The following is a 23,302-nucleotide window of genomic DNA, read 5'->3' as shown; positions in this document are numbered from 1 at the left end:
ATGACCGAACATCACAACCCGCTGGGCCTCGACGGTTTCGAGTTCGTCGAATTCACCGCCCCCGAAAAAGGCGTGCTCGAGCCCGTTTTCGAAACGATGGGCTTTACCCGCGTCGCGCACCACCGGTCCAAGGACGTCGATCTGTGGCGGCAGGGCGAGATCAATTTGATCGCCAATTACGAGGCGCGCAGCCCCGCCGCCTTTTTTGCCGCCGAGCACGGCCCGTCGGCCTGCGGCATGGGTTTTCGCGTGAAAGATGCGGCGGCGGCTTATGAGGAAGCGATCAAGCGCGGTGCCGAGCCGGTCGAAAGCAAGACCGGCGCGATGGAGCTGCGCATCCCCGCGATCAAGGGGATCGGCGGCGCGTTCATCTATCTGATCGACCGCTACGCGACGCTCGATCAGCCCGGCGCCTTGTCGATCTACGACATCGATTTCGTCTATCTGCCCGGCGTCGAGCGCCACCCGGCGGGTGCGGGCTTCACCAAAATCGATCACCTGACGCACAATGTATATCGCGGCCGCATGGCGCATTGGGCGGGCTGGTACGAGCGCATCTTCAACTTCCGCGAGATCCGCTTTTTCGACATCAAGGGCGAATATACCGGCCTGACGTCGAAGGCGATGACCGCGCCCGACGGCAAGATCCGCATCCCGCTGAACGAGGAAGGCAAGGCCGGCGGCGGGCAGATCGACGAGTATCTGCAAGCCTATAATGGCGAGGGCATTCAGCACATCGCGCTGATCTGCGACGATTTGATCGCCTGCTGGGACAATCTGCAAAAGCTGGGTGTGCCGTTCATGACCGCGCCGCCCGAAACCTATTACCGCATGCTCGACGAGCGGCTGCCGGGGCATGGCGAGCCGGTCGATGAATTGCAGCGCCGCGGGATCCTGCTCGACGGCACGACCGAAGGCGGGCAGCCGCGCCTGTTGCTGCAGATTTTTGCGCAGCCGCATATCGGCCCGGTGTTCTTCGAATTCATTCAGCGCCGCGGCGACGAAGGCTTTGGCGAGGGCAATTTCAAAGCGCTGTTCGAATCGATCGAGCGCGATCAGGTCGAACGCGGCGTCCTCGCGCCGGCGGCTTAAGGAAGAAGCTGGACCCCGGATCAAGTCCGGGGTGACGAAGTGGTTTTTCCTCTACGTCGCCCCGGCCCCAGAGCCGGGGTCCAGCTTTTTCGAATTTCAGTGAGACGAGCATGATCACCAACCGCTACCTCACCGGCTTCGGCAATCATTTCGCGACGGAAGCGGTTCCCGGCGCGCTGCCGGTCGGGCAGAACAGTCCGCAAAAGGTGCCGTTCGGGCTTTATGCCGAACAATTGTCGGGCACGGCGTTCACCGCGCCGCGCGATGAAAATCGCCGGTCGTGGCTGTATCGCCTGCGCCCGACCGCGCAGCATGGCGCGTTGGTGCGCTACGACGGCGCGACGCGGCTGAAGGCTGACGGCGGCGTCCTGTCGCCCAACCGGATGCGCTGGGACCCGATTGCCAAGCCCGACGCGGACGTCGACTTCATCGACGGTCTGTTCACCTATGCCGGCAATGGCGGACCCGACGCACAGGCGGGCGTGGCGGCGCATGGCTATGCCGCCAATCGCGACATGGCCGGGCGCGCCTTCATGAATGCGGATGGCGAAATGCTGATCGTGCCGCAACAGGGACGGCTGGCGATCGCCACCGAATTCGGGCTGATCGATGCCGAGCCGCAACAAGTTGTGCTGATCCCGCGCGGGGTGCGCTTCCGCGTCGCGCTACCCGACGGCGAAGCGCGCGGTTATGTCTGCGAGAATTATGGCGCGCCGTTTCGCTTGCCCGATTTGGGGCCAATCGGTTCCAACGGCCTCGCCAACCCGCGCGATTTCGAGACGCCCGAGGCATGGTACGAGGATCGCGACGAACCGACCGAAATCGTCCAGAAATTCGGCGGCAAGCTGTGGGCCGTGACGCTCGATCACTCGCCGTTCGATGTGGTGGCGTGGCACGGCAATCTCGCGCCGTGCCGTTACGATCTGCGGCGGTTCAACACCATCAACACGGTCAGTTACGACCATCCCGATCCGTCGATCTTCACCGTGCTGACATCGCCGAGCGACACGCCGGGCACCGCCAATTGCGATTTCGTGATCTTCCCGCCGCGCTGGATGGTCGCCGAACATAGTTTCCGCCCGCCGTGGTTCCACCGCAACGTCATGTCCGAATTCATGGGCCTGATCACCGGTGCCTATGACGCCAAGCAAGGCGGCTTCGCGCCCGGCGGGGCGAGCCTGCACAATTGCATGAACGGGCATGGGCCGGATCAGGCGAGCTATGACGGCGCGGTCGCGGCGGACCTGAAACCGCACAAGATCGACAACACGATGGCGTTCATGTTCGAGGCGCGCTGGCCGTATCGCGTGACCGATTGGGCGACCGAATGCCCCGAAATGCAGCTGGATTATGACGAGGTGTGGCAGGGATTCGCCAAGGCCGAATTGCCAAAATAGCTGCGCTTTTCAGATAATCGAAACAACAACTTAACCCACAAGCCGCTATGTCCGGTCATCAACGAGTGACCGAATTGAATGCGCGCGACCCGTGCCCTGATCATCGACGATTCGCTGACCATCCGGGCGATGGTCGAACAATTGCTGGCGACGCAGGGGCACATAACCGAGATCGCGACGGCGTCGGACGTGCCCGCCGCACGCGCGTTGATGAAATCCTTCAAACCGACGATTATCACGCTCGATCTGAACATGCCGGGGATCGACGGCATGGCGTTGCTCGACGAGTTGCGTGATTACCCGCATGCGCCGGTCGTCGTCGTGTCGTCGGCCACCACCGAAGGCAGCGACGCCGCGCGCGAGGCGATCGAACACGGCGCCGACGCCTGTTTCGACAAGGGCCGCATCCTGGCGGATTCCAAACGCTTCATCCGCGTCCTGATCAAGGCATCGGTGTCGAAGCGACGGGCGTTCATGGCGAACCCGTTGGAGGTGGTTGAGTAGGGAGGAGCGGCCTGCAGATTGCAGCCGCCCTTATCCTCAGCGGCCCTAAATCGCGGCGGAGGCAGCGCTCGTGGTGTTTGATCGACGGCGGGACAACCCACCGACAAATCCAAATCCTGCTAGCAGCATGGTCCAAGCGGCTGGTTCGGGCACAAACGCCGAAACATCAGTGGTGATCAAATAAGAAATGGGCGCGAACGATGCGCTGCGAACCGTAAGATCAGCATATTGGAAGAGCTGATATGTGCCATACAGCACGACTTTGGAGAACCTCGGATCGTAATACGGTCGAGAGCGATTGGGTGCGACGTTGAAGGCGAAGGAATAGGATGCGCGGTTGAATTCGTGATAGCCGCCTATGCCTCCCTCATTGCCCTCCAATTCTTGTCCCGTATCGGGATCGATGATGTTGTAGCGGTCTTCCAATTGATAATAAAAGGAACCCTCGAATGCTCGGGAAAACTGCGCGGTGACAGCGTAGCGCGCGCCGATCGAACTTCCGTCGAAAGGAATGTTGATCGAGGGACGGGCCATATCGAGGGTGCCACTGATTGTGGTGATTGCCGCTCCCGCAGCCGCACTCATTCCTGCCAGCGCCAACGCGCTGGCTATGCCGAATCGGTTCATGGCTACTCCCTTATGCGATCAACCTGACGGGACGCATGGGCAAAGTCGAATCCGCGCTGGCTCCCCGAGTTGGATTCGAACCAACGACCAAGTGATTAACAGTCACCTACTCTACCGCTGAGCTATCGGGGAACAGCGCGAAGGCGCGGCCTATATCAGCCTCTCGCCTTGTTTCAAGTCACTCGACCCAAGTAGGTGCGGCAAAGCCGCACCTCGTCGGTCCCCGCGGTGCGAGGCCGGCCGGGTCTTCGCAAGTCGAGGATTGGCGGCGCTTGCTGCGCGCCGCTTCGCCAATCCTTCGCTCGCTCACACCGCAAACTGTTCCATCGCGATGCGGTCGTCCAGCGCATGTTCTGGGTCGAACAACAGCTTCAGCGCCGTCACCTTGTCGATCATCACGTCGATGCGCGTCACGTCGCGCACTTCGCGCTGATCGGCGACCGCGGACACCGGGCGTTTGCCGGGTTCGAGAATGCGAAAGCTGATCCGCGCGGTGTCCGGCAGGATCGCGCCGCGCCAGCGACGCGGGCGAAACGGGCTGATCGGGGTCAGCGCGAGCATCGCCGAGCCGAGGGGCAGGATCGGTCCCTGGGCGGAGAAATTATAGGCGGTCGACCCGGCGGGCGTCGCGACCAGCACCCCATCGCACACCAGTTCGGGGATGACGATGCGGTCGTTGACGGTGACTTCCAGTTTCGCGGTCTGGCGCGTTTCGCGCAGCAGCGAGACTTCGTTGATCGCGGGCAGGATCACGCGTTCGCCCGAGATGGTTACCGCTTCCATCTTCAGCGGATTGACCGAAAACGTCTTGGCGGCGGCAATGCGCGCCGACAGCCCGCCTTCGCGCCATTCGTTCATCAGAAACCCGACGGTGCCGAGGTTCATGCCGAACGTCGGCAGGATGCGCCGCGTCTCCAGCATCTGGTGCAAGGTCTGCAGGAGGAAACCGTCACCGCCCAGCGCCACGACCTCGTCCGCCTGCGCCAGATCGACCCAGTCGTCACGTTCGCGCAGGGCACGCGCGGCATCCTCCGCCGCATCGGTGGGGGAGACGAGCAGGGCACGGCGAACGTCGCTCATGGCCGCGGGTGCTAGCAGTTTGGTCAAAGCGGGCAACAGGCGTAAGCAAGCGTCGTGGGCAGTTCGGGGGACAGCATGCCGCGCGTTGCGCTGGCTTCGGCAGGGGATGCCGAAGACATTCGCACGGCGCTCGACCGGCTGGGCGTCACCATCGCGGCAGACGGCGACGCGCGGATCGTCGATGTGCGCCACGTCGCCAGCCCACCACCGCCGGGCGACACACCACTGATCGTGATCGCCGGTGCGGATGACGGCGCCGCGCTCGATCGCCTGATCGTGGCCGGGGCCAGCCAGCATCTGGCGGCGCCGTTCGACGATATTTCACTGGCGCGCGCGCTGCGCATGGCCGGTGTGCCGGTGGCGCTGCCCGACACGCCGACGTCGACCATCGCCGACGCCCTGGCCACCGGACATCAGGGGTATCTGCTGCGCGTCGCGCTGTCGCATTTCGATGTGGTCAATGCGGCATTCGGACGCGAGGCGGGCGATGCCCTGTTGTCGGCAGCGCAACAGCGGATTGCCGATCTGGTGCCTGGCAAGGCGTTGGTCGAACGGCTGCCCGGTCCGGAATTCGCAGTGCTGATCGAACATACGCCCGATGATTGTGCCCGCAATATTATCGAGGCGCTCGAGCATCCGTACCTCACCGATGGACGCCCGCTCAGGATCGGCTGTCTGGTCGGGATCGCCGCGACGCAGGTGGGCGACACGGCGCTGGCGCTAATCCGGCGCGCGGGGCTGGCGCTGGCCTGGGCACGTTCGGGCGAGGAACAGGTGCGCTGGTTGCCCGAAAGCGATCCGCTGGCGCTGGCCCTGGTCGACGGGACGCTGGAGCATGATCTGCCACGGGCGATCAAGGCGGGCGAGATCGAAGTGCTGTTTCAACCGCAGGTGTCGGTTGCCGACGGGGTAATGACCGGGGTCGAGGCGCTGGCCCGCTGGCGGCACCCGAAACATGGCGAGATCGGCGCGTCGCTGCTGTTTTCGACCGCGGCGCGGCGCGGGCTGACCGCCGCCTTGTCGCGCCATGTGCAAAAGCTCGCTTTGGGCGAGGTGTCGCGCTGGCCCGCCGCGCTGGGCCATTTGCGCGTCGCCATCAACGTCAGTGCGCGTGAATTCGGCCTTGCCGGATTCGTCACCGACCTGATCGCGATGATCGAACAATCCGGCGTCGCGGCCGAACGCATCACCATCGAACTGACCGAAAGCGAGCTGGCCACCGACCTGACCACGGCATCGCGGATGCTCGCCGAACTGCGCGCCAGAGCATGCCGCGTGGCGATCGACGATTTCGGGACAGGCTATTCGAGCCTCGCTTATCTGAAGGCGCTGCCGGTCGATTATCTGAAGATCGACAAGGCATTGGCGCAGGATATCGCCGGATCGTCGCGCGACCGGGTGGTGGTGCGCGGGGTGATCGAACTGGCGCGCTCGCTGGGCATCGCGGTGATCGCGGAGGGGGTCGAGACGGGCGAGCAACTCGCGCTGCTCGCGGCAGAGGGGTGCCAATATTATCAGGGGTTCTTGTATGCCCCGCCGCTCAACAGCGAGGCGTTGATCGCGCTCGTCGGTTGAGTTCAAGCCATAGTCGGATCGTCACCCTGACGAACGTCAGGGTCTATCAGTCCGTTGATTCGAGCAGCGAGCGAATGGACCCCGGATCAAGTCCGGGGTGACAAAGTAGTTCAAGAGACCTTCGCCAGCCCTTTGGACAATTGCAGCGCGCCGTGGAGGCGGGCCTTGGCCGTGTCCCAGTCGCGGGTGATCGCCAGCTTGCTGTCGGGGCGCAATTTGGCGGTGCCTTTCAAGCGTTCGACATAAGCGAGCAGCCCGTCGAGATTGGGCGGGCGGTCTTCCCAGAACGACACCAGCGCGCCCTTCGGCCCGGCGTCGAGCTTGGCGATGCGCGCAATGCGGGCGTTGAGTTTGATGCTCATCAGCTTGAGAAGATTGTCCGCTTCCTCGGGCAATGTGCCGAACCGGTCGATCATTTCGGCGGCAAACGCCTCGATCGCACTTTGGTCCTCGAGTTCGTTGATCCGGCGATAGAGCGACATGCGCAGATCGAGATCGGGAACGTAATCCTCCGGGATGAGGATCGGCGCGTCGACGTTGATCTGCGGCGAGAAATCGCTTTCGCGCACCTGCGGCGTGCCGCCCGAACGCGCATCGAGGATCGCCTCTTCGAGCATCGACTGATACAATTCGAAGCCGACTTCCTTGATGTGGCCGGACTGTTCGTCGCCGAGCAGGTTGCCCGCGCCGCGAATGTCGAGGTCGTGGCTGGCGAGCTGAAATCCCGCGCCGAGGCTGTCGAGATCGGACAGCACTTTCAGGCGTTTGTCGGCGGTTTCGGTCATCGTGTCGCCGGTCGTCAGATACGCATAGGCGCGCGTTTTCGACCGGCCCACGCGCCCGCGCAGCTGGTACAGTTGCGCCAGGCCGAAGCGATCCGCGCGATTGACGATCAGCGTGTTGGCGCTGGGGATATCGAGGCCGGATTCGATGATCGTGGTCGAGACCAGCACCTCGAACTTCTTGTCGTAAAACGCCGACATGCGTTCCTCGACTTCGGTCGGGGATTGCTGGCCGTGCGCCACGACATAGCGGACTTCGGGCACGTCCTTGCGGAGGAATTCCTCGATATCGGGCAGATCGGCGATGCGCGGGGTGACGACGAAACTCTGCCCGCCGCGATAATGTTCGCGGAGCAGCGCCTCGCGGATCACCACCGGATCCCATGGCATGACGTAGGTGCGGACCGCGAGGCGATCCACCGGCGGGGTCTGGATCACCGACAATTCGCGCAGGCCCGACATCGCCATTTGCAGCGTGCGCGGGATCGGCGTGGCGGTCAGCGTGAGCATGTGGACGTCGGTCTTGAGTGCCTTCAGCCGTTCCTTGTGCGTCACCCCGAACCGCTGTTCCTCATCGACGATGACGAGACCGAGCCGTTTGAATTCGATCCCCTTGGCCAGCAGTGCGTGGGTGCCGATGACCACGTCCATCTGACCGTCGGCGAGCGCGGCCTTGGTGTCCTTGGCTTCCTTGGCGGGGACGAGGCGCGACAGGCGGCCGATGTTGATCGGGAAGCCACGAAAGCGTTCCTCGAACGTCTTGAAATGCTGACGCGCGAGGAGCGTCGTCGGGCAGATCAAAGCGACCTGCATCCCGGCCATCGCCGCGACGAACGCCGCGCGCAATGCGACCTCGGTCTTGCCGAAGCCGACATCGCCGACGATCAACCGGTCCATCGGCTTGCCGGCCTCCAGATCGCCGAGCGATTCGGCGATCGCGCGGTCCTGATCTTCGGTTTCCTGATAGGGAAAACGGTCGGTGAATTCGGGGTAGCTATGGTCGACCGCGGCGATTTCGGCGGGTTTGAGCGCGCGTTCGGCGGCGGTGGCGATCAATTCACCGGCGATTTCGCGGATGCGTTCGCGCATCGTCGATTTGCGGCGCTGCCATGCCTCGCCGCCCAGTTTGTCGAGCGAAGCGCCTTCGCTGTCCGAGCCGTAGCGCGACAAGACGTCGAGGTTTTCGACCGGGACGTAGAGCTTGTCGCCACCCGAAAAGACCAACGCGACGCAATCGTGCGGCGCCTTTTGCACCGGGATCTGGGTCAGCCCGTCATAGCGCCCGATGCCGTGATCGCGGTGGACGACAAGGTCGCCCGGCGACAGCGCGGCGATTTCGGCGAGGAATGCGTCGGCGGATTTCTTGCGCTTTTGCCGCCGGACGAGGCGATCGCCGAGCAGATCCTGTTCAGTCACCAGCGCAAGATCGGGGGCGACGAAGCCGTGATCGAGCGGAACGATGGCCAGCGCGACCTTGCCCTGCGCGGCCAGTCCCTGTGCCTCCTGCCACGTCGCGGCTGCGGCAAGTTTGGTCAGGCCGTGGTCTTCGAGCAACCCGGTCAGCCGCTGGCGCGACCCGGTCGAATAGCTGGCGATGACCAGCCCCTGCTTGCCCTGTTTCTTGCGGAATGCGCCGAGCGCTTCGTAGACGTTTTCGCCGCGTCCGCGCTCGGGCGCAAAGTCGCGCGGGCCGTCGATCTCGAAGCTGACGACCTGACCGCTGTCGGGCTGGTCGAAGGCGGTGACGCGGTGCACTGGGCGCCCGACGATTGCAGCAGCCCATTCGTCGCGCGACAGATAGAGGGCCGTCGGCCCGAGCGGACGGTACGAGCCCGGTTCACGACTCATCGCGCGCTCGCGGTTGGCGAAATAGTCCTCGACCGCGTCGAAACGCGCGGTGCCGGCGCCCTCGGTTGCGGCATCGCGCATGACGAAGTCGCTGTCGTTCAAGTGATCGAACAGCGTGCCGAGCTTTTCCTCGACCAATGGCAGCCAGTGATCGACGCCCGCCAGCCGCCGCCCGTCGCTAATCGCTTGGTACACCGGATCGCCGGTCGCGGTTGCGCCGAATTTGTCACGGTAGCGGCTGCGGAAGCGCTTGATCGACGTCTCGTCGAGCAGCGTTTCCGACGCGGGCAACAGGGTGAAGCCGTCGACCCGTTCGATCGTGCGTTGATCGGCAGGATCGAAGCTGCGCACGCTTTCGATTTCGTCGCCAAAGAAATCGAGGCGCAGGGCGTGCGGCTCGCCCGCCGGGAACAAATCGACGAGGCTGCCGCGCACCGCAAAATCGCCCGCGTCGGCCACGGTCTCGCTGCGAATATAGCCATTGGCCGACAGCAGTTGGACCAAGGCTTCGCGGTCGATTCGCGTCCCTGCCTCAAGCCGCGCGGTCAACTGGCGGATACGGAACGGGGTGAGCACGCGCTGCGTCGCCGCGTTGACGGTGGTCACCAGCAATTGCGGTCCGGCGGATTTGACTTGCAGCGCGGCGAGCGTGGCCAGGCGTTCGGCGGTGATGCGCAGCGACGGCGAGGCGCGGTCGTAAGGCAGGCAATCCCAGGCCGGAAAGGCGAGCACATCGACTTCGGGGGCAAAGAACGCCGCGGCGTCCACAATGGCGCGCATCGCCGCCTCGTCCGGCATGATCGCCACCGCACGGCCTGCAGCTCGTGCGAAATCCGTCGCCAGCCACGGCAAGAACCCCGCCGGCACGCCCGCGAGCGTCAGCGGTTTCTCCGCTGCGATGATGCGCTGAAGATCGGGCATCAGGCGGGCTGCGCGGGCGGCGTCAGATAATCGATGCGCTGCATTTCGGGCATCAAGCCGCCGGCGAACGCCGTGGGCGGCGGCGCGGAGCCCATGGCCCACATGATGATGTCGACGTCCTGTTCCTCAAGCAAAGTCTCGAACCAATCGAGTTCGCCTTCGTTCCAGCCCGCCGCGCGCGCGTCGAAAAACCCGCCGATCAGCAGATCGGCTTCGCGCGTGCCGCGATGCCATGCGCGAAAACGCAGGCGCTTGAGGCGGGTGTCGTGATTCATCGAATTCGGGGTTAAGCGTCGCCCTAGCATGCGCCCCGACATCCTCAACCCGCTGTTCGCCGAAGTGACCACGCTGAAGGGTGTGGGGACCGTCGTCGAAAAGGCACTGGGCAAGCTGGGCATTACGCGGGTCATCGACCTGTTGTTCCATTTGCCGAGCGGCTGGACCCACCGGCGGCGGATCGCGCGGCTGGACGATGCGGTGGCGGGAGAGATCGTGTCGATCACCGTCACGCCGGTCGAATATCGCCAGGGTGGCCGTGGGCCGATCCGGGTACAGTGCGTCGACGGGCAGGGCGATTATCTGTCGCTGATCTATTTCGGGAGGCAGGCGGGCGGCTATGCCAAGAAGCTGTTGCCGCTGCAGGTGCCGGTGACGGTCAGCGGCAAGCTCGATCTCTACGGCCAGGAACGCCAGATCGCGCATCCGGAAGTGCTGGCACCGGGGGAGAACTTTGCGCTGGCCGAACCCGTCTATCCGCAGAGCGAGGGCGTCACGAGCCGGCAATTGGCGAAACTGGTCGAACAGGCGCTGGAGCGCATGCCGCCATTGCCCGAATGGATCGAGCCGGGGTTGCTGGGCCAGCGCCGATGGGCCGGATTCAACGCCACGCTCGCAGCCGTGCATGGCCAGCCAGACGGCGCGACGGCGCGGCTGGCTTATGACGAGGTGTTCGCCAACCAGCTCGCGCTGATGCTGGTGCGGGCGAGCGCTCGGACGCGGCGGGGCACACCACTGACGGGCGATGGGCGACTGCGCGCCCAATTGCGGCTGCCTTACGAACCCACCGGCGCGCAACGGCGGACTATGGGCGAGATCGAGGGCGATATGGCGCAGGCCACGCCGATGGTTCGCCTGCTGCAGGGCGATGTCGGCGCGGGCAAGACGTTGGTCGCGCTGGAGGCGTTGCTGATCGCGGTCGAGGGCGGTGCGCAGGGCGCCTTGCTGGCGCCGACCGAAATCCTCGCGCGGCAGCATTTCGCGAACCTCTCCGCGCTGCTCGCCGGGGTCGATGTGCGCATCGCGATCCTCACCGGGCGCGACAAGGGGCGGGTGCGCGAAGCGACGCTGATGGGCCTGGCGTCGGGCGAGATCGACATTCTGGTGGGCACACACGCGATCTTTCAGGAGCATGTTCAGTATCGCCGCCTCGGCCTTGCGGTGGTCGATGAGCAGCACCGCTTCGGCGTCGCGCAGCGCATGTTGCTGACCGACAAGGCCGAGCGGCCGCCGCATCTGCTGGCGATGACCGCGACACCGATCCCGCGCACCCTGACGCTGACCCAATATGGCGAGATGGACGTCAGCCGGCTCGACGAAATGCCGCCGGGACGAACGCCGGTGCGCACGACGATCTTTCCCACCAGCGGCGTGGCGACGGTGGTCGAGCGGCTGGGCACGCACATTGCCGATGGCGGGCAGGCGTTCTGGGTCTGCCCGTTGGTCGAGGAGAGCGAGGCGTCCGATCTCGCCTCCGCCGAAGCGCGCGCGGAAATGCTGCGCGCACGGTTCGGGGCCAAAATCGGGCTGGTGCATGGCCGGATGAAGGGGCCGGAAAAGGACGCGGTGATGAGCGCGTTCTCGGCGGGCGATCTGGCGGTGCTGGTCGCGACGACGGTGATCGAAGTCGGCGTCGATGTGCCCAACGCATCGCTGATGATTGTCGAGGAGGCGGAGCGGTTCGGGCTGGCACAGTTGCACCAGTTGCGCGGGCGGGTGGGGCGCGGCGCGAAGGAATCGACCTGCGTGCTGCTGCGCGGCGAGACGCTGAGCGAGGTCGCGCGGCAGAGGTTGGCGTTGATGCGCGAAACCAATGATGGGTTCGTGATTGCGGAGAAGGACCTGGAATGGCGTGGCGGGGGCGCGGTGCTGGGCACGCAGCAGGCGGGCAAGGGCGTCGGCTACAAGATCGCGACGCCCGAGCAGCTGCAGGAGTTCGCGCAGATCGCGACTGACGATGCGCGGCTGTTGACCGAGCGCGACGGCGGCTTGGCGGGGGAACGGGGGCAGGCCGCGCGCACGGCGCTGTATTTGTTCGAGCGCGATTCGGGAGTGGCGCTGCTCCGCTCGGGTTAGCGAATCAGGAGGCCGTGGAGTTTCTTCCCCGCCGACAATTTCACGGGTTCGCTGCCGACCGCGATCGAGACGTTTTCGTCGGCGACGCGTTCGCCGTCGATCTTCGCGCCGCCGCCCGCGATCAGGCGGCGTGCCTCGCCCTTCGACTTGACGAAATCGAGCGCGATCAGGGCGTCCATGACGTTGATCGCGCCGCCTTCGCCGATCGCATGGGTCGGCAAGCCTTTGCCCGCGCCGCCTCCGGCAAAAACCGCCGTCGCCGTCTCATGGGCGACCCGCGCTGCCTCAGGTCCGCGGCACATCGCCGTCGCGGCATTGGCCAGCGCGATCTTCGCCTCATTGATGTCGGCGCCTTCGAGCGCTTCGAGGCGGGCAATCTCGTTCAGCGGCAGGTCGGTGAAAATCCGCAGGCGATTGCCGACATCGCGATCGTCGGTGTTCCGCCAGAATTGCCAGTAATCGTAATGCGGCAGCTGATCCTCGTGCAGCCACACCGCGCCCGACACGGTCTTGCCCATCTTCGACCCGTCCGAATTGGTGATCAGCGGCGTGGTCACCGCGAACACCTCGGTCTGATCGGCCCGGCGCGCGAGATCGACGCCGTTGACGATATTGCCCCACTGGTCCGACCCGCCCATCTGCAACCGGCAACCCATCCGCCGCGAGAGTTCGAGGAAGTCGTATCCCTGCAGGATCATGTAATTGAATTCGAGGAAGCTCAGCGATTGCTCGCGGTCGAGCCGCAGCTTGACGCTGTCGAAGCCGAGCATGCGGTTGACCGAGAAATACTGCCCGATGTCGCGGAGAAACGGCAGATATTCGAGCTTGTCGAGCCAGTCGGCATTGTTGACCAGCACCGCATCGGTCGGACCGTCGCCGAACGTGAGAAACCGTTCGAAGATGCGGCGGATCGCCGCAATGTTGTTGTCGATCGTTTCCTCGGCGAGCAGCTTGCGCGCTTCGTCCTTGAAGCTGGGGTCGCCGACCTTCGACGTGCCGCCGCCCATCAGCACGATCGGCTTGTGCCCGCTCTGCTGGAGCCGGCGCAGCAGCATGATCGACACCAGATTGCCGACATGGAGCGACGGCGCGGTCGCGTCGAAGCCGACATAACCGGGCACGACCTGTTGCGCGGCGAGGGCGTCGAGCCCCGCCGCATCGGTCATCTGGTGAACGTAACCGCGCTCGTCGAGCAGGCGGAGCAAAGGGGAGGTGTATTCGGCCATCGTGCGGGCCGCTTAGCACAGCAAAGGCGGCACTCGTCTAGCGGGCGTCGTTCCAAGCGGTTAACGAGGCGCATCGGAGGGGGTTTGCATGCAGGTCGTTTCGCTGATCCCGCATCCGTCGAGCCGTCCGCACCGCGATGTGGCGGTGCAGGTGACGGTGGAAGCGGCCGGGCGCGGCTATGCGCTCGCCTATCAAGTGGCGGGGGTGTCGCGGCTGTGCATCGACGGGCGCGGGGTCGGACGGACCGACGAATTGTGGCGCCACACCTGTTTCGAATTGTTCGTCAGGACGGTGGGCGCGACGGCGTATCGCGAGTTCAACTTCGCGCCGACGGCGGCGTGGGCGATGTATGATTTCGACGATTGGCGCAGTGGCATGCGCAGCCCGCCGGTCAAGCATACGCCGGGAGTGGTTGATGGGCGGATCAGCGGTCGCAAGCCGACATTCGGGGCTTATGCGTTGTACGTCACGATCGACGCCGCGTTGTTGCCGCAAGGGCCGATGATCGCCGCGCCGACGGCGGTGATCGAGGCGATCGACGGCAGCAAAAGCTATTGGGCGATGGCGCATCCGCCGGGCGAGCCGAATTTCCACCACCCGGCTTGCTTCGCCCTCGACCTTTCGCCACCGACCGCTGCATGATCCAGTTCGGTATCGATCGCCTACTTGCCGATCCGGCACTGCGCAAACCGCTGGAGGGCAAGCGCGTCGCGTTGCTCGCGCATCCGGCTTCGGTGACGGCGAATTTGACGCACTCGCTCGACGCGTTGGTCGCGGCGGGGGTCAACATCAGCGCGGTATTCGGCCCGCAGCACGGCGTGCGCGGCGACCTGCAGGACAATATGATGGAGTCGCCGGACTATACCGACGCGACCTATAATGTGCCGGTGTTCAGCCTGTATGGCGAGGTGCGCCGCCCGACCGGCCAGTCGATGGGAACGTTCGATACGATCCTGATCGACCTGCAGGATGTCGGCTGCCGCATTTATACCTTTGTGACGACGCTGCTCTACGTCCTCGAAGCGGCGGCGCAGCACGGCAAGGCGGTGTGGGTGCTCGACCGGCCCAATCCCGCCGGGCGCCCGGTCGAAGGGACGACGTTGCTGCCCGGCTGGGAAAGTTTTGTCGGGGCGGGGCCGATGCCGATGCGCCACGGCCTGACGCTGGGCGAAATGGGGCGCTGGTTCATCGACCGGTTCAAGCTCGACATGGACTACCGCGTGATCGAGACGGCGGGCTGGCAACCCGATGCCGCGCCCGGATATGGCTGGCCGCCCGAGCGGGTGTGGATCAACCCCAGCCCTAATGCCGCCAATGTGAACATGGCGCGGGCCTATGCCGGGACGGTGATGCTGGAGGGGACGAACCTGAGCGAGGGACGCGGCACGACCCGCCCGCTCGAACTGTTCGGGGCGCCCGATATCGATGCCAAGGCGGTGATTGCAGAGATGCGGCGGATCGCGCCCGACTGGCTGGCAGGCTGCACGCTGCGTGACATCTGGTTTCAGCCAACGTTTCACAAACATGCCGGTCAGTTGTGTTCGGGCGTGTTCATCCATGCCGAAGGTGCGGGCTACGATCATGCGGCGTTCCAGCCGTGGCGGCTCCAGGCGCTGGGCTTCAAGGCTATCCGTGCGCTTTATCCCGATTACGATCTGTGGCGCGATTTCCCGTACGAATATGTGTTCGACAAGCTGGCAATCGACGTGATCAACGGCGGTCCGCAGTTGCGCGAATGGGTCGACGATGCGGCGGCGCTGCCCGGCGATCTCGATTCACTTTCTTGTTCAGATGAAGCGGCTTGGCGCGAAGAACGCGCACCGTTTCTTACATATTGATTGCAAGTAACGCCGAGTCGAACAGGACTCGCGCCGAGTCGAAGCCGCCCCCCGCTTGCCCCCGTTAGGGATTTCTTTAACCAAGTTAATGCAAGACAAGCGAGTCGAAGTGTTTTCCGGGGGGAAGGCCCAGTATGGAATCGGATCTGCGATACTATTCGCGCCGCGCCGCCGCTGAGCAGGCCGCCGCGATTCGCGCTTTGACTCCCGAAGCCCGCGGCCGCCGCTTGATGCTGGCCGAACAATTCGCGGCGAAGGCGCGCGACCTGATGAACCTCCCCGAGCGCGTCGCCGCCGAGTAATCAGCCGGCCTTGCGCGTCAACGCGCGCATCGCGTCGTCCAGCCCCGCCAGCGTCAGCGGGTACATCCGGTCTTCCATCAGCTCCCGCATCACGCGGATCGACTGCGAATATCCCCAATGCTGCTGTGGCACGGGGTTGAGCCAGGCGGCGGCGGGATAAGTGTTGGTCAGGCGCTGCATCCACACCGCGCCGGCTTCCTCGTTGAAATGTTCGACCGAGCCGCCCGCATGGCTGATCTCATAGGGGCTCATCGACGCATCGCCGATCAGGATCAGTTTGTAGTCGTGGCCGTATTTGTGGAGCACGTCCCATAGCGGCGTCCGCTCGGTAAAGCGGCGGCGATTGTCCTTCCACACGCCTTCGTAAGGGCAGTTGTGGAAATAGAAGAATTCGAGGTTCTTGAACTCGCTGGTCGCGGCGGAAAACAGTTCCTCGCACAGCTTGATATGCGGATCCATCGACCCGCCGACGTCGAGGAACAGCAGCAATTTGACCGCGTTGCGCTTTTCCGCGCGCATCTGGATGTCGAGCCAGCCCTTGCGCGCGGTCCCGTCGATCGTGCCGTCAATATCGAGCTCGTCGAGCGCCCCTTCGCGCGCGAAACGGCGCAGGCGGCGCAGCGCGATCTTGATGTTGCGGGTGCCGAGTTCCTTGGTCGAATCGAGGTTCTTGAACTCGCGCTTGTCCCACACTTTCAACGCGCGCTTGTGCTGGCTTTCGCCGCCGATGCGGACGCCTTCGGGATTGTAGCCCGAATTGCCGTAGGGCGAGGTGCCGCCGGTCCCGATCCATTTGCTGCCGCCCTGGTGACGGCCTTCTTGTTCCTCGAGCCGCTTTTGCAGCGTCTCCATGATCTCTTCCCATGAGCCGAGCGATTCGATCGCGGCCATTTCTTCGGGGCTGAGGTATTTTTCCGCCACCGCCTTGAGCCAATCGGCCGGCAATTCGATCGCCTGCTCGCCGAAACTGGTCTCCAGACCGTTGAACACCTTGGCGAACACCTGATCGAACTTGTCGAGCAGCCCCTCGTCTTTCACGAAGGTCGCGCGGGAGAGATAGTAAAACGATTGCGGATCGCGCTCGATGACGTCGCGGTCGAGCGCCTCGAGCAGCACGAGATGCTCCTTCATGCTCGCCGGAATGCCCGCGGCGCGGAGTTCGTCGAGGAAGTTGAAGAACATTTCCGCTGTCTGCGCGGGCGCATCGCGGCGCGCAAGGTTAACCGCCCGCTTACCCTGTCGCGCTATGCCGGGCGCAACACGGAGATGCGCATGAAACTCGATCGGATCGAAGCGGCGGATGCCAGCCTGGTAGACCTTGCCGCGCGGCAGTGCGGCGAACTCGCCATTGGCTGCACCGATACGTCGGGCGAAGTCACCGCGGTGATCGAAAGCGTGCGCGGGCAATTGGGCACGCTGACCGGGCTACAATCGGTGATGGAGAGCCTCGAGGTCGATCAGCGCCAGGTGGCGGATGCGACCGACGAAGCGCGTCTCCATGCCGAACAGGCGCGCCGACGGCTCAACGATGGCGGCGAAACCGTCGCCAAATCGATTGCCGATCTAGGGCGGCTGACGGCATTGATCGACCGGCTGGGCCTGCGCATCAACAGTTTCGCGTCGGCGCTGGAACAGGTCCGCCGCACCACCGAAGTCATCGATTCGATCGCGCGCACCACCAACATGCTCGCGCTCAACGCCGCGATCGAGGCCGAACGCGCGGGCGAAGCGGGCGCGACCTTCGCCGTCGTCGCGATGGAGGTGAAGAAGCTCGCCCGGGACACTCGCGCCGCGACCGACGAGGTCGGGCAGACCATGTCGCTGCTGACCCGCGAGGCCGAAACGTTCGTCGAAGAGGTTCAGGACGGCGTCGAACAAGGCCGCGCCGCACAGGCCAGCTTTACCGCAATCACCGGCACGCTGCGCGAAGTGACGACCCTGGTCGAACAGGTCGATCAACAAAGCGAGGATGTCGCCCGGTCGACCAGCGTGATCCATGACAGCATCTGCCGGGTCGGCGATGCACTCGACGGCTTTGCCGATGCTGCGCGCGCCAACGACCAGCAACTCGGCGCGTCGCTCAGCCGCATGGGCGCGCTGGAGCAACAGGCCAATGCGATGTTCGACACCATCGTCCGCTCGGGCTTCGCACACGACGACGGCGCGATGGTCGAACGCGCGATCGCCGAGCGCGATATCTTCCTCGCCAAGGCGGAGGAGGGGTTGAAGAACGGCACGCTGACCGAGGCGCAGTTATTCGATGTGGATTACCGCCTGATCCCCGCATCCAATCCCGAACGCTTCGACACGCGATTGAACGCCTTTGCCGATGCGGCGTGGCGCCCCGAACTCGACCGCGTGTTAAGCTCGGCACCCAATATCGTCTCGACCGCCTGTACCGACGTGAACGGCTATCTGCCGACGCACACGGCGCGCTACAGCCGCGCGCCGACCGGCGATCCGATCCACGACGCCGCATTCTGCCGCAACCGGCGCAAGCTGGTCGATGATACCGACCGCATCGCCAAGGCCTCGACCAAAGCCTTCCACGTCGCCGTCTTCCGCCGCGAACGCGAAGGCGGCGGGTACGACGTGGTTCGCAATGTCTACGTCCCGCTGTTCATCGCGGGGCGCCGCTGGGGCGATTTCGAGATCGCTTACCGGTTGGATTAACGCGCCGCGCCCTGTCGCCGGGCCATGAAGGCGAGGCGTTCGAACAGCATGACGTCCTGCTCGTTCTTGAGCAGCGCGCCGTGGAGCGGGGGGATGGCCTTGGACGGGTCCTTCGACTGGAGCACTTCCAGCGGCATGTCCTCCGCGAGCAGCAATTTGAGCCAGTCGAGCAATTCGCTGGTCGAGGGCTTTTTCTTCAGGCCGGGAACCTCGCGGACGTCGTAGAAGATGTCCATCGCGCGGTTGACGAGGATTTTCTGGATGCCCGGAAAATGGACGTCGATGATCGCCTGCATCGTGTCGCGGTCGGGGAATTTGATGTAGTGGAAGAAGCACCGGCGCAGGAACGCGTCGGGCAACTCCTTTTCGTTGTTGGACGTGATCACGACGATCGGGCGTTCCTTCGCCGTGACCGTCTCGTGCGTTTCATACACGTCGAAAGACATGCGATCGAGTTCCTGCAACAGGTCGTTGGGGAATTCGATGTCGGCCTTGTCGATCTCGTCGATCAGCAGGACTGGGAGCTGAGGCGACGTGAATGCCTCCCACAATTTCCCTTTGCGAATGTAATTGGCGATGTCGTGGACACGCTCGTCGCCCAATTGGCCGTCGCGGAGGCGGGCGACCGCGTCATATTCGTACAGGCCCTGATGCGCCTTGGTCGTCGATTTGACGTGCCATTCGATCAGCGGCGCGTTGGCCGCCTTGGCGATTTCGTGCGCGAGGACGGTTTTGCCGGTGCCGGGCTCGCCCTTGACGAGCAACGGCCGGCGCAGCGTCACCGCCGCATTGACCGCGACCTTCAGGTCGTCGGTCGCCACATAATCGCTGGTGCCTTCGAAACGCATCGGCTTTCCCTTGACGTGAAGGGAAAGCGTTAGGCGGAGCGGCCGCCGTCTAGCAAGCCTTAGAGCGTTGCCGCTCGGGCCACGGCGCGGCTTTCGAGCAGATCCCACAGCCCGCGATGCTGGGCCAGCAATTGCTGTGCACCGAATTGTGCGGCGCGAACTTCGGCGTCGCTGCGCACGGTGTCGCCCAGCCGGGCCACCGCATTTGCGGGGAGGGGATTGGCGGGCGCCGCGACCAGCAGTCGGTCGGCGACCTGATCGATCAACGGGCGAACCTGGCTCCAGTCGAGCGCCAGCGCGATCGTCGCGCCCGAGGCACAGCCAGGCCGTTCGGACTTGGCGAGCATTTCGAGCGCATGGCGCTGCGCGATGACGATGCTTTCGCTCTGCATCTGCGCGGGGGTGGAGGGCAATGGGCCGACCGCAACGACCAGCCGGGTCAGCAACGCACGCTCGGTATCAAACCAGTTGGCCAGCGCTTCGAGCGCATTGCGTGCCTCGCCGTCGCGGGCGCGCCACGCGGCGTGATCGACCACGCCCGGATGGCGACCGTGCAGGGAACACATGAAATGGATCGCATCGGCCAGATTGCGCGGATATTCGGCACAGCGTTGCGGCACGACATGCGCAAAAAACGCATGACCCGCCGACCCTTCATATTCGACCAGGCCGAGCAGCGCATCGAGCGGCTGCGGCCGGGGAAGCGTTTTAAGCTGAACTTGCTCGACCACGATGCCCCCGAACCTTCGATGAATGACCAGGGCGTTAGTAGCGGGGCGGGGTTAAGGGCGTGTTGACGACGGGTTTGCGTCAGCGTGGACTCACTCGCGGCATCAGCGGGTCAGGCGGTCGATTGCGCCTTGCAGGATATAGGCGGCGGCGGCGTTGTCGATCGTCGCGGCGCGTTTCTTGCGGCTCATATCGGCGGCGATCATCTGCCGCTCCACCGCCGCGGTCGACCAGCGTTCGTCCCACAGGAAAATAGGCATTTCGAGCGCGGCGAGGTTTTTGGCAAAGGCGCGAACCGACTGAGTGCGCGGCGAATCGCTGCCGTCGAGGTTGAGTGGCAGGCCGACGACGAGTCCCTTCACCGATTGCTGTGCGATAAGTTTTTCCAGCGTGGCTTTGTCCGCACCCCATTTGCCGCGCGTAATCAGCGTGGCGGGGGATGCGATCATCCAGCCGGCATCGCACAATGCCGTGCCGATCGCGGTGGTGCCGACGTCGAGCCCCAGCAACCGCCCGCCGCCGGGCAACGCCGCGACGAAATCGGCGGGATCGACCGAAATCACTTCGCGCCGAATGCCGCCAGGCGAATCGCCGCGTCGGCGCGCAGGTTCGACCAGAACAGGCTGTAGTCGAACACGTGATAATTGTTGCCGGGCAGGACGTACGTGCCGAACCCTTCGGGCGGCGCGCCGATCAACAGGAACCCGCGATCGTCACAGCGTGCGCCGATCGTCCCGATCTCGAGCTTGCCCGATTTGAGATCGCTCGACGGAACGACTGCGCCGAGATTTGCTTGCGGCGGGGCGCTGCCGCCCGGCGTGCCGGTTAGCGGGTTGGTGCACAATATGCGTGTGCCCTGCCGCGTTTTCCCGGTGTAGCCGGGGGAGCGATCGAACAAATCGACGATCTGCGACGGGTCGGCGGGCTCGGCGAAACTTTGCCAGCTGACGAGGCAACCGGTCGCATTGCGGGTGGCGCAGGCCGGGATGAGGACGGGCAAATCTGCTTCGACCGAGATTGGCCAGCCAATGGCATAAGCTGCGACGATGCGGCTGGCGACCGGCTGCCCGGCGATGCGGTCGTGGATCAGGCGGACAATATGCAGTGCGCCCTGGCTGTGTCCGGCGATGATGATCGGGCCGGAAGGATTGGCGATCAGGAACGCGTCCCACGCCGCGACGACGTCACGATAGGCGGCGTCGAGCGCCAGCTGGCTTTCGCGCTGGCCGCTCAGGAACGCGCCGAACGTCGCCTGCCGGTATCGTGGCGCCCAGACCTTGCCGACGCCGTTGAACGCGGACGCCTGCCCGCGCGCGAACAGCGCCGCCCGGTCGTTGGCGGTCGCGTCGTCCAGCGGCGCATTCCACGCCGATCGGTCGAGATAACTGGTTGGGTGAACGTAAAACACCGCCGCATTGCCCGGCGCGACAGGCTGATAGCCGTCGGGCAGCCACTCAGACGGATTGTTGCGGATGTCGGGCCGCGCCAGCCACATCTTCGCATCGGCCCAGTCATTGGCGGGCATCGGCGGCTGCGCCTGAAAGTCCGCGCTGGGCACCATCGCCGCGCGCATCAATTGCGGCCCGGCGAGGCGATAGGTCACCAGCCCGGCAATGATCAGAAAAATGATCGCGGCGATGATGTAGAGGAACTTGCGGGCCATGATGCTCTTGCGGTTGTCGGCGGATGGTGCCGCTGCTACCCGCCCGCTTTATGTCCGTCGATAGCGCAACAGTACGCAAGATCGCCGGCCTCGCGCGGATTGCGATGAGCGACGCGGAGGTCGAGGCGATGGTGCCCGAGCTCAACAACATCCTTGGCTGGATCGAACAGCTGGGAGAGGTCGATACGTCGCAGGTCGCACCGATGACCGCGGTCATCCCGAATACGCTGCGCCTGCGCGACGATGTCGTCACTGACGGCAATGTCCGCGACAAGGTGCTGGCCAATGCGCCCGCGCCCGAGCACGGCTTTTTCGGCGTGCCCAAGGTAATCGAATAGTGTCTGATCTTACCGAATTGGGCATCGCGCAGATTCGCGATGGTGTCGCCGCGGGCGACTTCACCGCGCGCGAAGTGGCGGAGGCGTTCGTCGCCAAGGTGGCTGCGGCGAAATCGCTGAATGCCTTTCTGGTGGAAACCCCAGATCACGCATTGGCTGCGGCGGATGCGGCGGACGCAGCGCGCGTCGCGGGCGACCTCAAGCCGATGTCCGGAGTGCCGATCGGTATGAAGGATTTGTTCTGCACCGAGGGTGTACCCGCCACCGCCGCGAGCCACATCCTGGAGGGCTTCACTCCGCAATATGAAAGCACCGTGTCGGGCAAGCTGTGGGCCGCAGGTGCCGGAATGCTCGGCAAGCTCAACATGGATCAGTTCGCGATGGGATCGTCCAACGAGACCAGCGCGTTCGGCAATGTCATTTCGCCGTGGCGGCGCAGCGATGGCGGCAACACCGCATTGACCCCCGGCGGCTCGTCGGGCGGCAGCGCCGCGGCGGTCAGCGCGCGGCTGTGTCCCGGTGCAACCGGCACCGACACTGGCGGCTCGATCCGCCAGCCTGCCGCCTTTGTCGGCATTTCGGGGATCAAGCCGACTTACGGACGCTGTTCGCGCTGGGGCGTGGTGGCGTTCGCCTCGTCGCTCGATCAGGCGGGATCGATGGCGCGCGACGTCACCGATTGCGCGATCATGCTCGGCAGCATGGCCGGGTTCGATCCCAAGGATGCAACCTCGCTCGATTTGCCGGTGCCCGATTGGGCGGGTAGCCTGAACGGCAGCATGGCGGGCAAGCGCGTCGGCATTCCCAAGGAATATCGGGTGGACAACATGCCGCCCGAAATCGACGCGTTGTGGGAACAGGGCATAGCCTGGCTGCGCGACGCGGGGGCGGAAATTGTCGAAGTCTCGCTGCCGCACACCAAATATGCGCTGCCGGCCTATTACATTGTCGCGCCCGCCGAAGCCTCGTCCAACCTCGCGCGGTATGACGGCGTGCGGTACGGTCTGCGCGACCTGCCCGAGGGGGCGGGGCTGCAGGACATGTATGCCGCGACGCGCGCCGCCGGTTTCGGCCCCGAGGTCAAACGCCGCATCATGATCGGCACTTACGTGCTGTCGGCCGGGTTTTACGACGCGTATTTCACGCAGGCATCGAAGGTGCGCGCGCTGATCGCCCGCGATTTCGAGCAGGCGTGGGCGCACTGCGACGTCCTGCTAACCCCGACCGCGCCGAGCGCGGCTTTCGGATTGGGCGACAAGTCTAGCGATCCGCTGGCGATGTATCTCAACGACGTGTTCACGGTGCCGTCGTCGATGGCCGGGCTGCCCGCGATGTCGGTTCCGGGCGGGCTCGATGGGCAGGGATTGCCGCTGGGCCTCCAGATCATCGGTAAGCCACTGGACGAACAGGGTGTCCTCGACGCATGTCTCGCCATCGAACAGCGCGCGGAATTCGTCGCGCGGCCCGAGAGCTGGTGGTAAGCCAGGCCGCACGGGTTTAGGGGAG

General features: G+C 64.7%; 21 protein-coding genes and 1 tRNA gene. 11 read left to right on the top strand and 11 right to left on the bottom strand.

Annotated features, from left to right (window positions below; all coding sequences use genetic code 11):
* The 3 genes from hppD to ACM9ME_RS10460 all read left to right on the top strand — a co-directional run bounded on the left by hppD (position 1) and on the right by ACM9ME_RS10460 (position 2,993).
* Positions 1–1,092: a 4-hydroxyphenylpyruvate dioxygenase gene (gene hppD, locus ACM9ME_RS10470; RefSeq protein ID WP_415643404.1), complete on the top strand. Its 1,092-nt coding sequence runs from the start codon at positions 1–3 to the stop codon at positions 1,090–1,092.
* Positions 1,093–1,202: 110 nt separating this feature from the next.
* The gene (gene hmgA / locus ACM9ME_RS10465) at positions 1,203–2,489 is read left to right on the top strand and encodes a homogentisate 1,2-dioxygenase (RefSeq protein ID WP_415643403.1); all 1,287 of its coding nucleotides are present in this window, start codon (positions 1,203–1,205) and stop codon (positions 2,487–2,489) included.
* Positions 2,490–2,567: 78 nt separating this feature from the next.
* Entirely contained in the window at positions 2,568–2,993 is a 426-nt protein-coding gene (locus ACM9ME_RS10460; protein WP_415643402.1) for a response regulator, read from the top strand.
* A gap of 45 nt (positions 2,994–3,038) precedes the next feature.
* Here the strand turns inward: ACM9ME_RS10460 and ACM9ME_RS10455 are convergent, their stop codons facing one another.
* The 3 genes from ACM9ME_RS10455 to ACM9ME_RS10445 all read right to left on the bottom strand — a co-directional run bounded on the left by ACM9ME_RS10455 (position 3,039) and on the right by ACM9ME_RS10445 (position 4,700).
* A complete protein-coding gene (locus ACM9ME_RS10455; RefSeq protein WP_415643401.1) occupies positions 3,039–3,620 on the bottom strand; it encodes a PEPxxWA-CTERM sorting domain-containing protein in 582 nt (193 codons plus the stop codon).
* A gap of 57 nt (positions 3,621–3,677) precedes the next feature.
* A tRNA-Asn gene (locus ACM9ME_RS10450) sits at positions 3,678–3,752 on the bottom strand.
* A 174-nt stretch (positions 3,753–3,926) separates the two neighbouring features.
* On the bottom strand, positions 3,927–4,700 hold the full coding sequence (locus tag ACM9ME_RS10445; RefSeq protein ID WP_415643400.1) for an NAD kinase: 774 nt from the start codon (positions 4,698–4,700) through the stop codon (positions 3,927–3,929).
* A gap of 75 nt (positions 4,701–4,775) precedes the next feature.
* Here ACM9ME_RS10445 and ACM9ME_RS10440 point away from each other — a divergent pair, with 75 nt between their 5' ends.
* Positions 4,776–6,275: a putative bifunctional diguanylate cyclase/phosphodiesterase gene (locus tag ACM9ME_RS10440; RefSeq protein WP_415643399.1), complete on the top strand. Its 1,500-nt coding sequence runs from the start codon at positions 4,776–4,778 to the stop codon at positions 6,273–6,275.
* 110 nt (positions 6,276–6,385) lie between these two features.
* Here the strand turns inward: ACM9ME_RS10440 and mfd are convergent, their stop codons facing one another.
* Both mfd and ACM9ME_RS10430 read right to left on the bottom strand, forming a co-directional pair.
* Positions 6,386–9,826, bottom strand: a complete 3,441-nt coding sequence (mfd, locus tag ACM9ME_RS10435; RefSeq protein WP_415643398.1) for a transcription-repair coupling factor — start codon at positions 9,824–9,826, stop codon at positions 6,386–6,388.
* On the bottom strand, positions 9,826–10,101 hold the full coding sequence (locus ACM9ME_RS10430; RefSeq protein WP_415643397.1) for an FAD assembly factor SdhE: 276 nt from the start codon (positions 10,099–10,101) through the stop codon (positions 9,826–9,828). The genes mfd and ACM9ME_RS10430 overlap by 1 nt, the downstream gene beginning before the upstream one ends.
* A gap of 28 nt (positions 10,102–10,129) precedes the next feature.
* On the opposite strand from ACM9ME_RS10430, the gene recG reads away from it, so the two are divergent.
* A complete protein-coding gene (gene recG, locus ACM9ME_RS10425) occupies positions 10,130–12,178 on the top strand; it encodes an ATP-dependent DNA helicase RecG (protein ID WP_415643396.1) in 2,049 nt (682 codons plus the stop codon).
* Here recG and tyrS read toward each other — a convergent pair.
* On the bottom strand, positions 12,175–13,404 hold the full coding sequence (tyrS, locus tag ACM9ME_RS10420) for a tyrosine--tRNA ligase (protein WP_415643395.1): 1,230 nt from the start codon (positions 13,402–13,404) through the stop codon (positions 12,175–12,177). The two genes, recG and tyrS, sit on opposite strands and share 4 nt — an antisense overlap.
* Before the next feature lie 88 nt (positions 13,405–13,492).
* On the opposite strand from tyrS, the gene ACM9ME_RS10415 reads away from it, so the two are divergent.
* From ACM9ME_RS10415 to ACM9ME_RS10405, 3 genes are all read left to right on the top strand, one after another.
* Complete coding sequence (locus ACM9ME_RS10415) at positions 13,493–14,047, top strand: DOMON-like domain-containing protein (RefSeq protein WP_415643394.1); 555 nt, start codon at positions 13,493–13,495, stop codon at positions 14,045–14,047.
* The gene (locus ACM9ME_RS10410) at positions 14,047–15,243 is read left to right on the top strand and encodes an exo-beta-N-acetylmuramidase NamZ family protein (protein ID WP_415643448.1); all 1,197 of its coding nucleotides are present in this window, start codon (positions 14,047–14,049) and stop codon (positions 15,241–15,243) included. The genes ACM9ME_RS10415 and ACM9ME_RS10410 overlap by 1 nt, the downstream gene beginning before the upstream one ends.
* Before the next feature lie 134 nt (positions 15,244–15,377).
* Positions 15,378–15,545: a hypothetical protein gene (locus tag ACM9ME_RS10405; RefSeq protein ID WP_415643393.1), complete on the top strand. Its 168-nt coding sequence runs from the start codon at positions 15,378–15,380 to the stop codon at positions 15,543–15,545.
* On the opposite strand, the gene ACM9ME_RS10400 is transcribed toward ACM9ME_RS10405, so the two are convergent.
* Positions 15,546–16,727: a vWA domain-containing protein gene (locus ACM9ME_RS10400; RefSeq protein WP_415643392.1), complete on the bottom strand. Its 1,182-nt coding sequence runs from the start codon at positions 16,725–16,727 to the stop codon at positions 15,546–15,548.
* A 90-nt stretch (positions 16,728–16,817) separates the two neighbouring features.
* Between ACM9ME_RS10400 and ACM9ME_RS10395 the strand changes: the two genes are divergently transcribed.
* On the top strand, positions 16,818–18,218 hold the full coding sequence (locus tag ACM9ME_RS10395; RefSeq protein ID WP_415643391.1) for a methyl-accepting chemotaxis protein: 1,401 nt from the start codon (positions 16,818–16,820) through the stop codon (positions 18,216–18,218).
* Here ACM9ME_RS10395 and ACM9ME_RS10390 read toward each other — a convergent pair.
* From ACM9ME_RS10390 to ACM9ME_RS10375, 4 genes are all read right to left on the bottom strand, one after another.
* Positions 18,215–19,066 carry an AAA family ATPase gene (locus tag ACM9ME_RS10390; protein WP_415643390.1) on the bottom strand — a complete coding sequence of 284 codons (852 nt, stop codon included), beginning with the start codon at positions 19,064–19,066 and terminating at the stop codon, positions 18,215–18,217. The two genes, ACM9ME_RS10395 and ACM9ME_RS10390, sit on opposite strands and share 4 nt — an antisense overlap.
* A gap of 59 nt (positions 19,067–19,125) precedes the next feature.
* Positions 19,126–19,797 carry a DUF6975 family protein gene (locus ACM9ME_RS10385; RefSeq protein ID WP_415643389.1) on the bottom strand — a complete coding sequence of 224 codons (672 nt, stop codon included), beginning with the start codon at positions 19,795–19,797 and terminating at the stop codon, positions 19,126–19,128.
* A 102-nt stretch (positions 19,798–19,899) separates the two neighbouring features.
* Positions 19,900–20,358, bottom strand: coding sequence for a Holliday junction resolvase RuvX (gene ruvX / locus ACM9ME_RS10380; protein WP_415643388.1), 459 nt, complete (start codon positions 20,356–20,358; stop codon positions 19,900–19,902).
* A complete protein-coding gene (locus ACM9ME_RS10375) occupies positions 20,355–21,458 on the bottom strand; it encodes a DUF3089 domain-containing protein (protein ID WP_415643387.1) in 1,104 nt (367 codons plus the stop codon). The genes ruvX and ACM9ME_RS10375 overlap by 4 nt, the downstream gene beginning before the upstream one ends.
* Positions 21,459–21,508: 50 nt before the next feature.
* Here ACM9ME_RS10375 and gatC point away from each other — a divergent pair, with 50 nt between their 5' ends.
* Both gatC and gatA read left to right on the top strand, forming a co-directional pair.
* Entirely contained in the window at positions 21,509–21,796 is a 288-nt protein-coding gene (gene gatC, locus ACM9ME_RS10370; protein ID WP_415643386.1) for an Asp-tRNA(Asn)/Glu-tRNA(Gln) amidotransferase subunit GatC, read from the top strand.
* A complete protein-coding gene (gene gatA / locus ACM9ME_RS10365; protein WP_415643385.1) occupies positions 21,796–23,277 on the top strand; it encodes an Asp-tRNA(Asn)/Glu-tRNA(Gln) amidotransferase subunit GatA in 1,482 nt (493 codons plus the stop codon). The genes gatC and gatA overlap by 1 nt, the downstream gene beginning before the upstream one ends.
* The last annotated feature ends 25 nt before the right edge of the window (positions 23,278–23,302 follow it).

This window comes from Sphingomonas antarctica (genome assembly GCF_965137005.1).
Lineage (GTDB): Bacteria > Pseudomonadota > Alphaproteobacteria > Sphingomonadales > Sphingomonadaceae > Sphingomonas_O > Sphingomonas_O antarctica.
This window is presented reverse-complemented; position numbering and strand designations above follow the sequence as displayed.

Excerpts from the sequence above, each read along its gene's own strand:
- hppD (WP_415643404.1), top strand. The coding sequence starts at position 1 with ATGACCGAACATCACAACCCGCTGGGCCTCGACGGTTTCGAGTTCGTC.
- hmgA (WP_415643403.1), top strand. The coding sequence starts at position 1,203 with ATGATCACCAACCGCTACCTCACCGGCTTCGGCAATCATTTCGCGACG.
- ACM9ME_RS10460 (WP_415643402.1), top strand. The coding sequence starts at position 2,568 with ATGCGCGCGACCCGTGCCCTGATCATCGACGATTCGCTGACCATCCGG.
- ACM9ME_RS10455 (WP_415643401.1), bottom strand. The coding sequence starts at position 3,620 with ATGAACCGATTCGGCATAGCCAGCGCGTTGGCGCTGGCAGGAATGAGT.
- ACM9ME_RS10445 (WP_415643400.1), bottom strand. The coding sequence starts at position 4,700 with ATGAGCGACGTTCGCCGTGCCCTGCTCGTCTCCCCCACCGATGCGGCG.
- ACM9ME_RS10440 (WP_415643399.1), top strand. The coding sequence starts at position 4,776 with ATGCCGCGCGTTGCGCTGGCTTCGGCAGGGGATGCCGAAGACATTCGC.
- mfd (WP_415643398.1), bottom strand. The coding sequence starts at position 9,826 with ATGCCCGATCTTCAGCGCATCATCGCAGCGGAGAAACCGCTGACGCTC.
- ACM9ME_RS10430 (WP_415643397.1), bottom strand. The coding sequence starts at position 10,101 with ATGAATCACGACACCCGCCTCAAGCGCCTGCGTTTTCGCGCATGGCAT.
- recG (WP_415643396.1), top strand. The coding sequence starts at position 10,130 with ATGCGCCCCGACATCCTCAACCCGCTGTTCGCCGAAGTGACCACGCTG.
- tyrS (WP_415643395.1), bottom strand. The coding sequence starts at position 13,404 with ATGGCCGAATACACCTCCCCTTTGCTCCGCCTGCTCGACGAGCGCGGT.
- ACM9ME_RS10415 (WP_415643394.1), top strand. The coding sequence starts at position 13,493 with ATGCAGGTCGTTTCGCTGATCCCGCATCCGTCGAGCCGTCCGCACCGC.
- ACM9ME_RS10405 (WP_415643393.1), top strand. The coding sequence starts at position 15,378 with ATGGAATCGGATCTGCGATACTATTCGCGCCGCGCCGCCGCTGAGCAG.
- ACM9ME_RS10400 (WP_415643392.1), bottom strand. The coding sequence starts at position 16,727 with ATGTTCTTCAACTTCCTCGACGAACTCCGCGCCGCGGGCATTCCGGCG.
- ACM9ME_RS10395 (WP_415643391.1), top strand. The coding sequence starts at position 16,818 with ATGAAACTCGATCGGATCGAAGCGGCGGATGCCAGCCTGGTAGACCTT.
- ACM9ME_RS10390 (WP_415643390.1), bottom strand. The coding sequence starts at position 19,066 with ATGCGTTTCGAAGGCACCAGCGATTATGTGGCGACCGACGACCTGAAG.
- ACM9ME_RS10375 (WP_415643387.1), bottom strand. The coding sequence starts at position 21,458 with ATGGCCCGCAAGTTCCTCTACATCATCGCCGCGATCATTTTTCTGATC.
- gatC (WP_415643386.1), top strand. The coding sequence starts at position 21,509 with ATGTCCGTCGATAGCGCAACAGTACGCAAGATCGCCGGCCTCGCGCGG.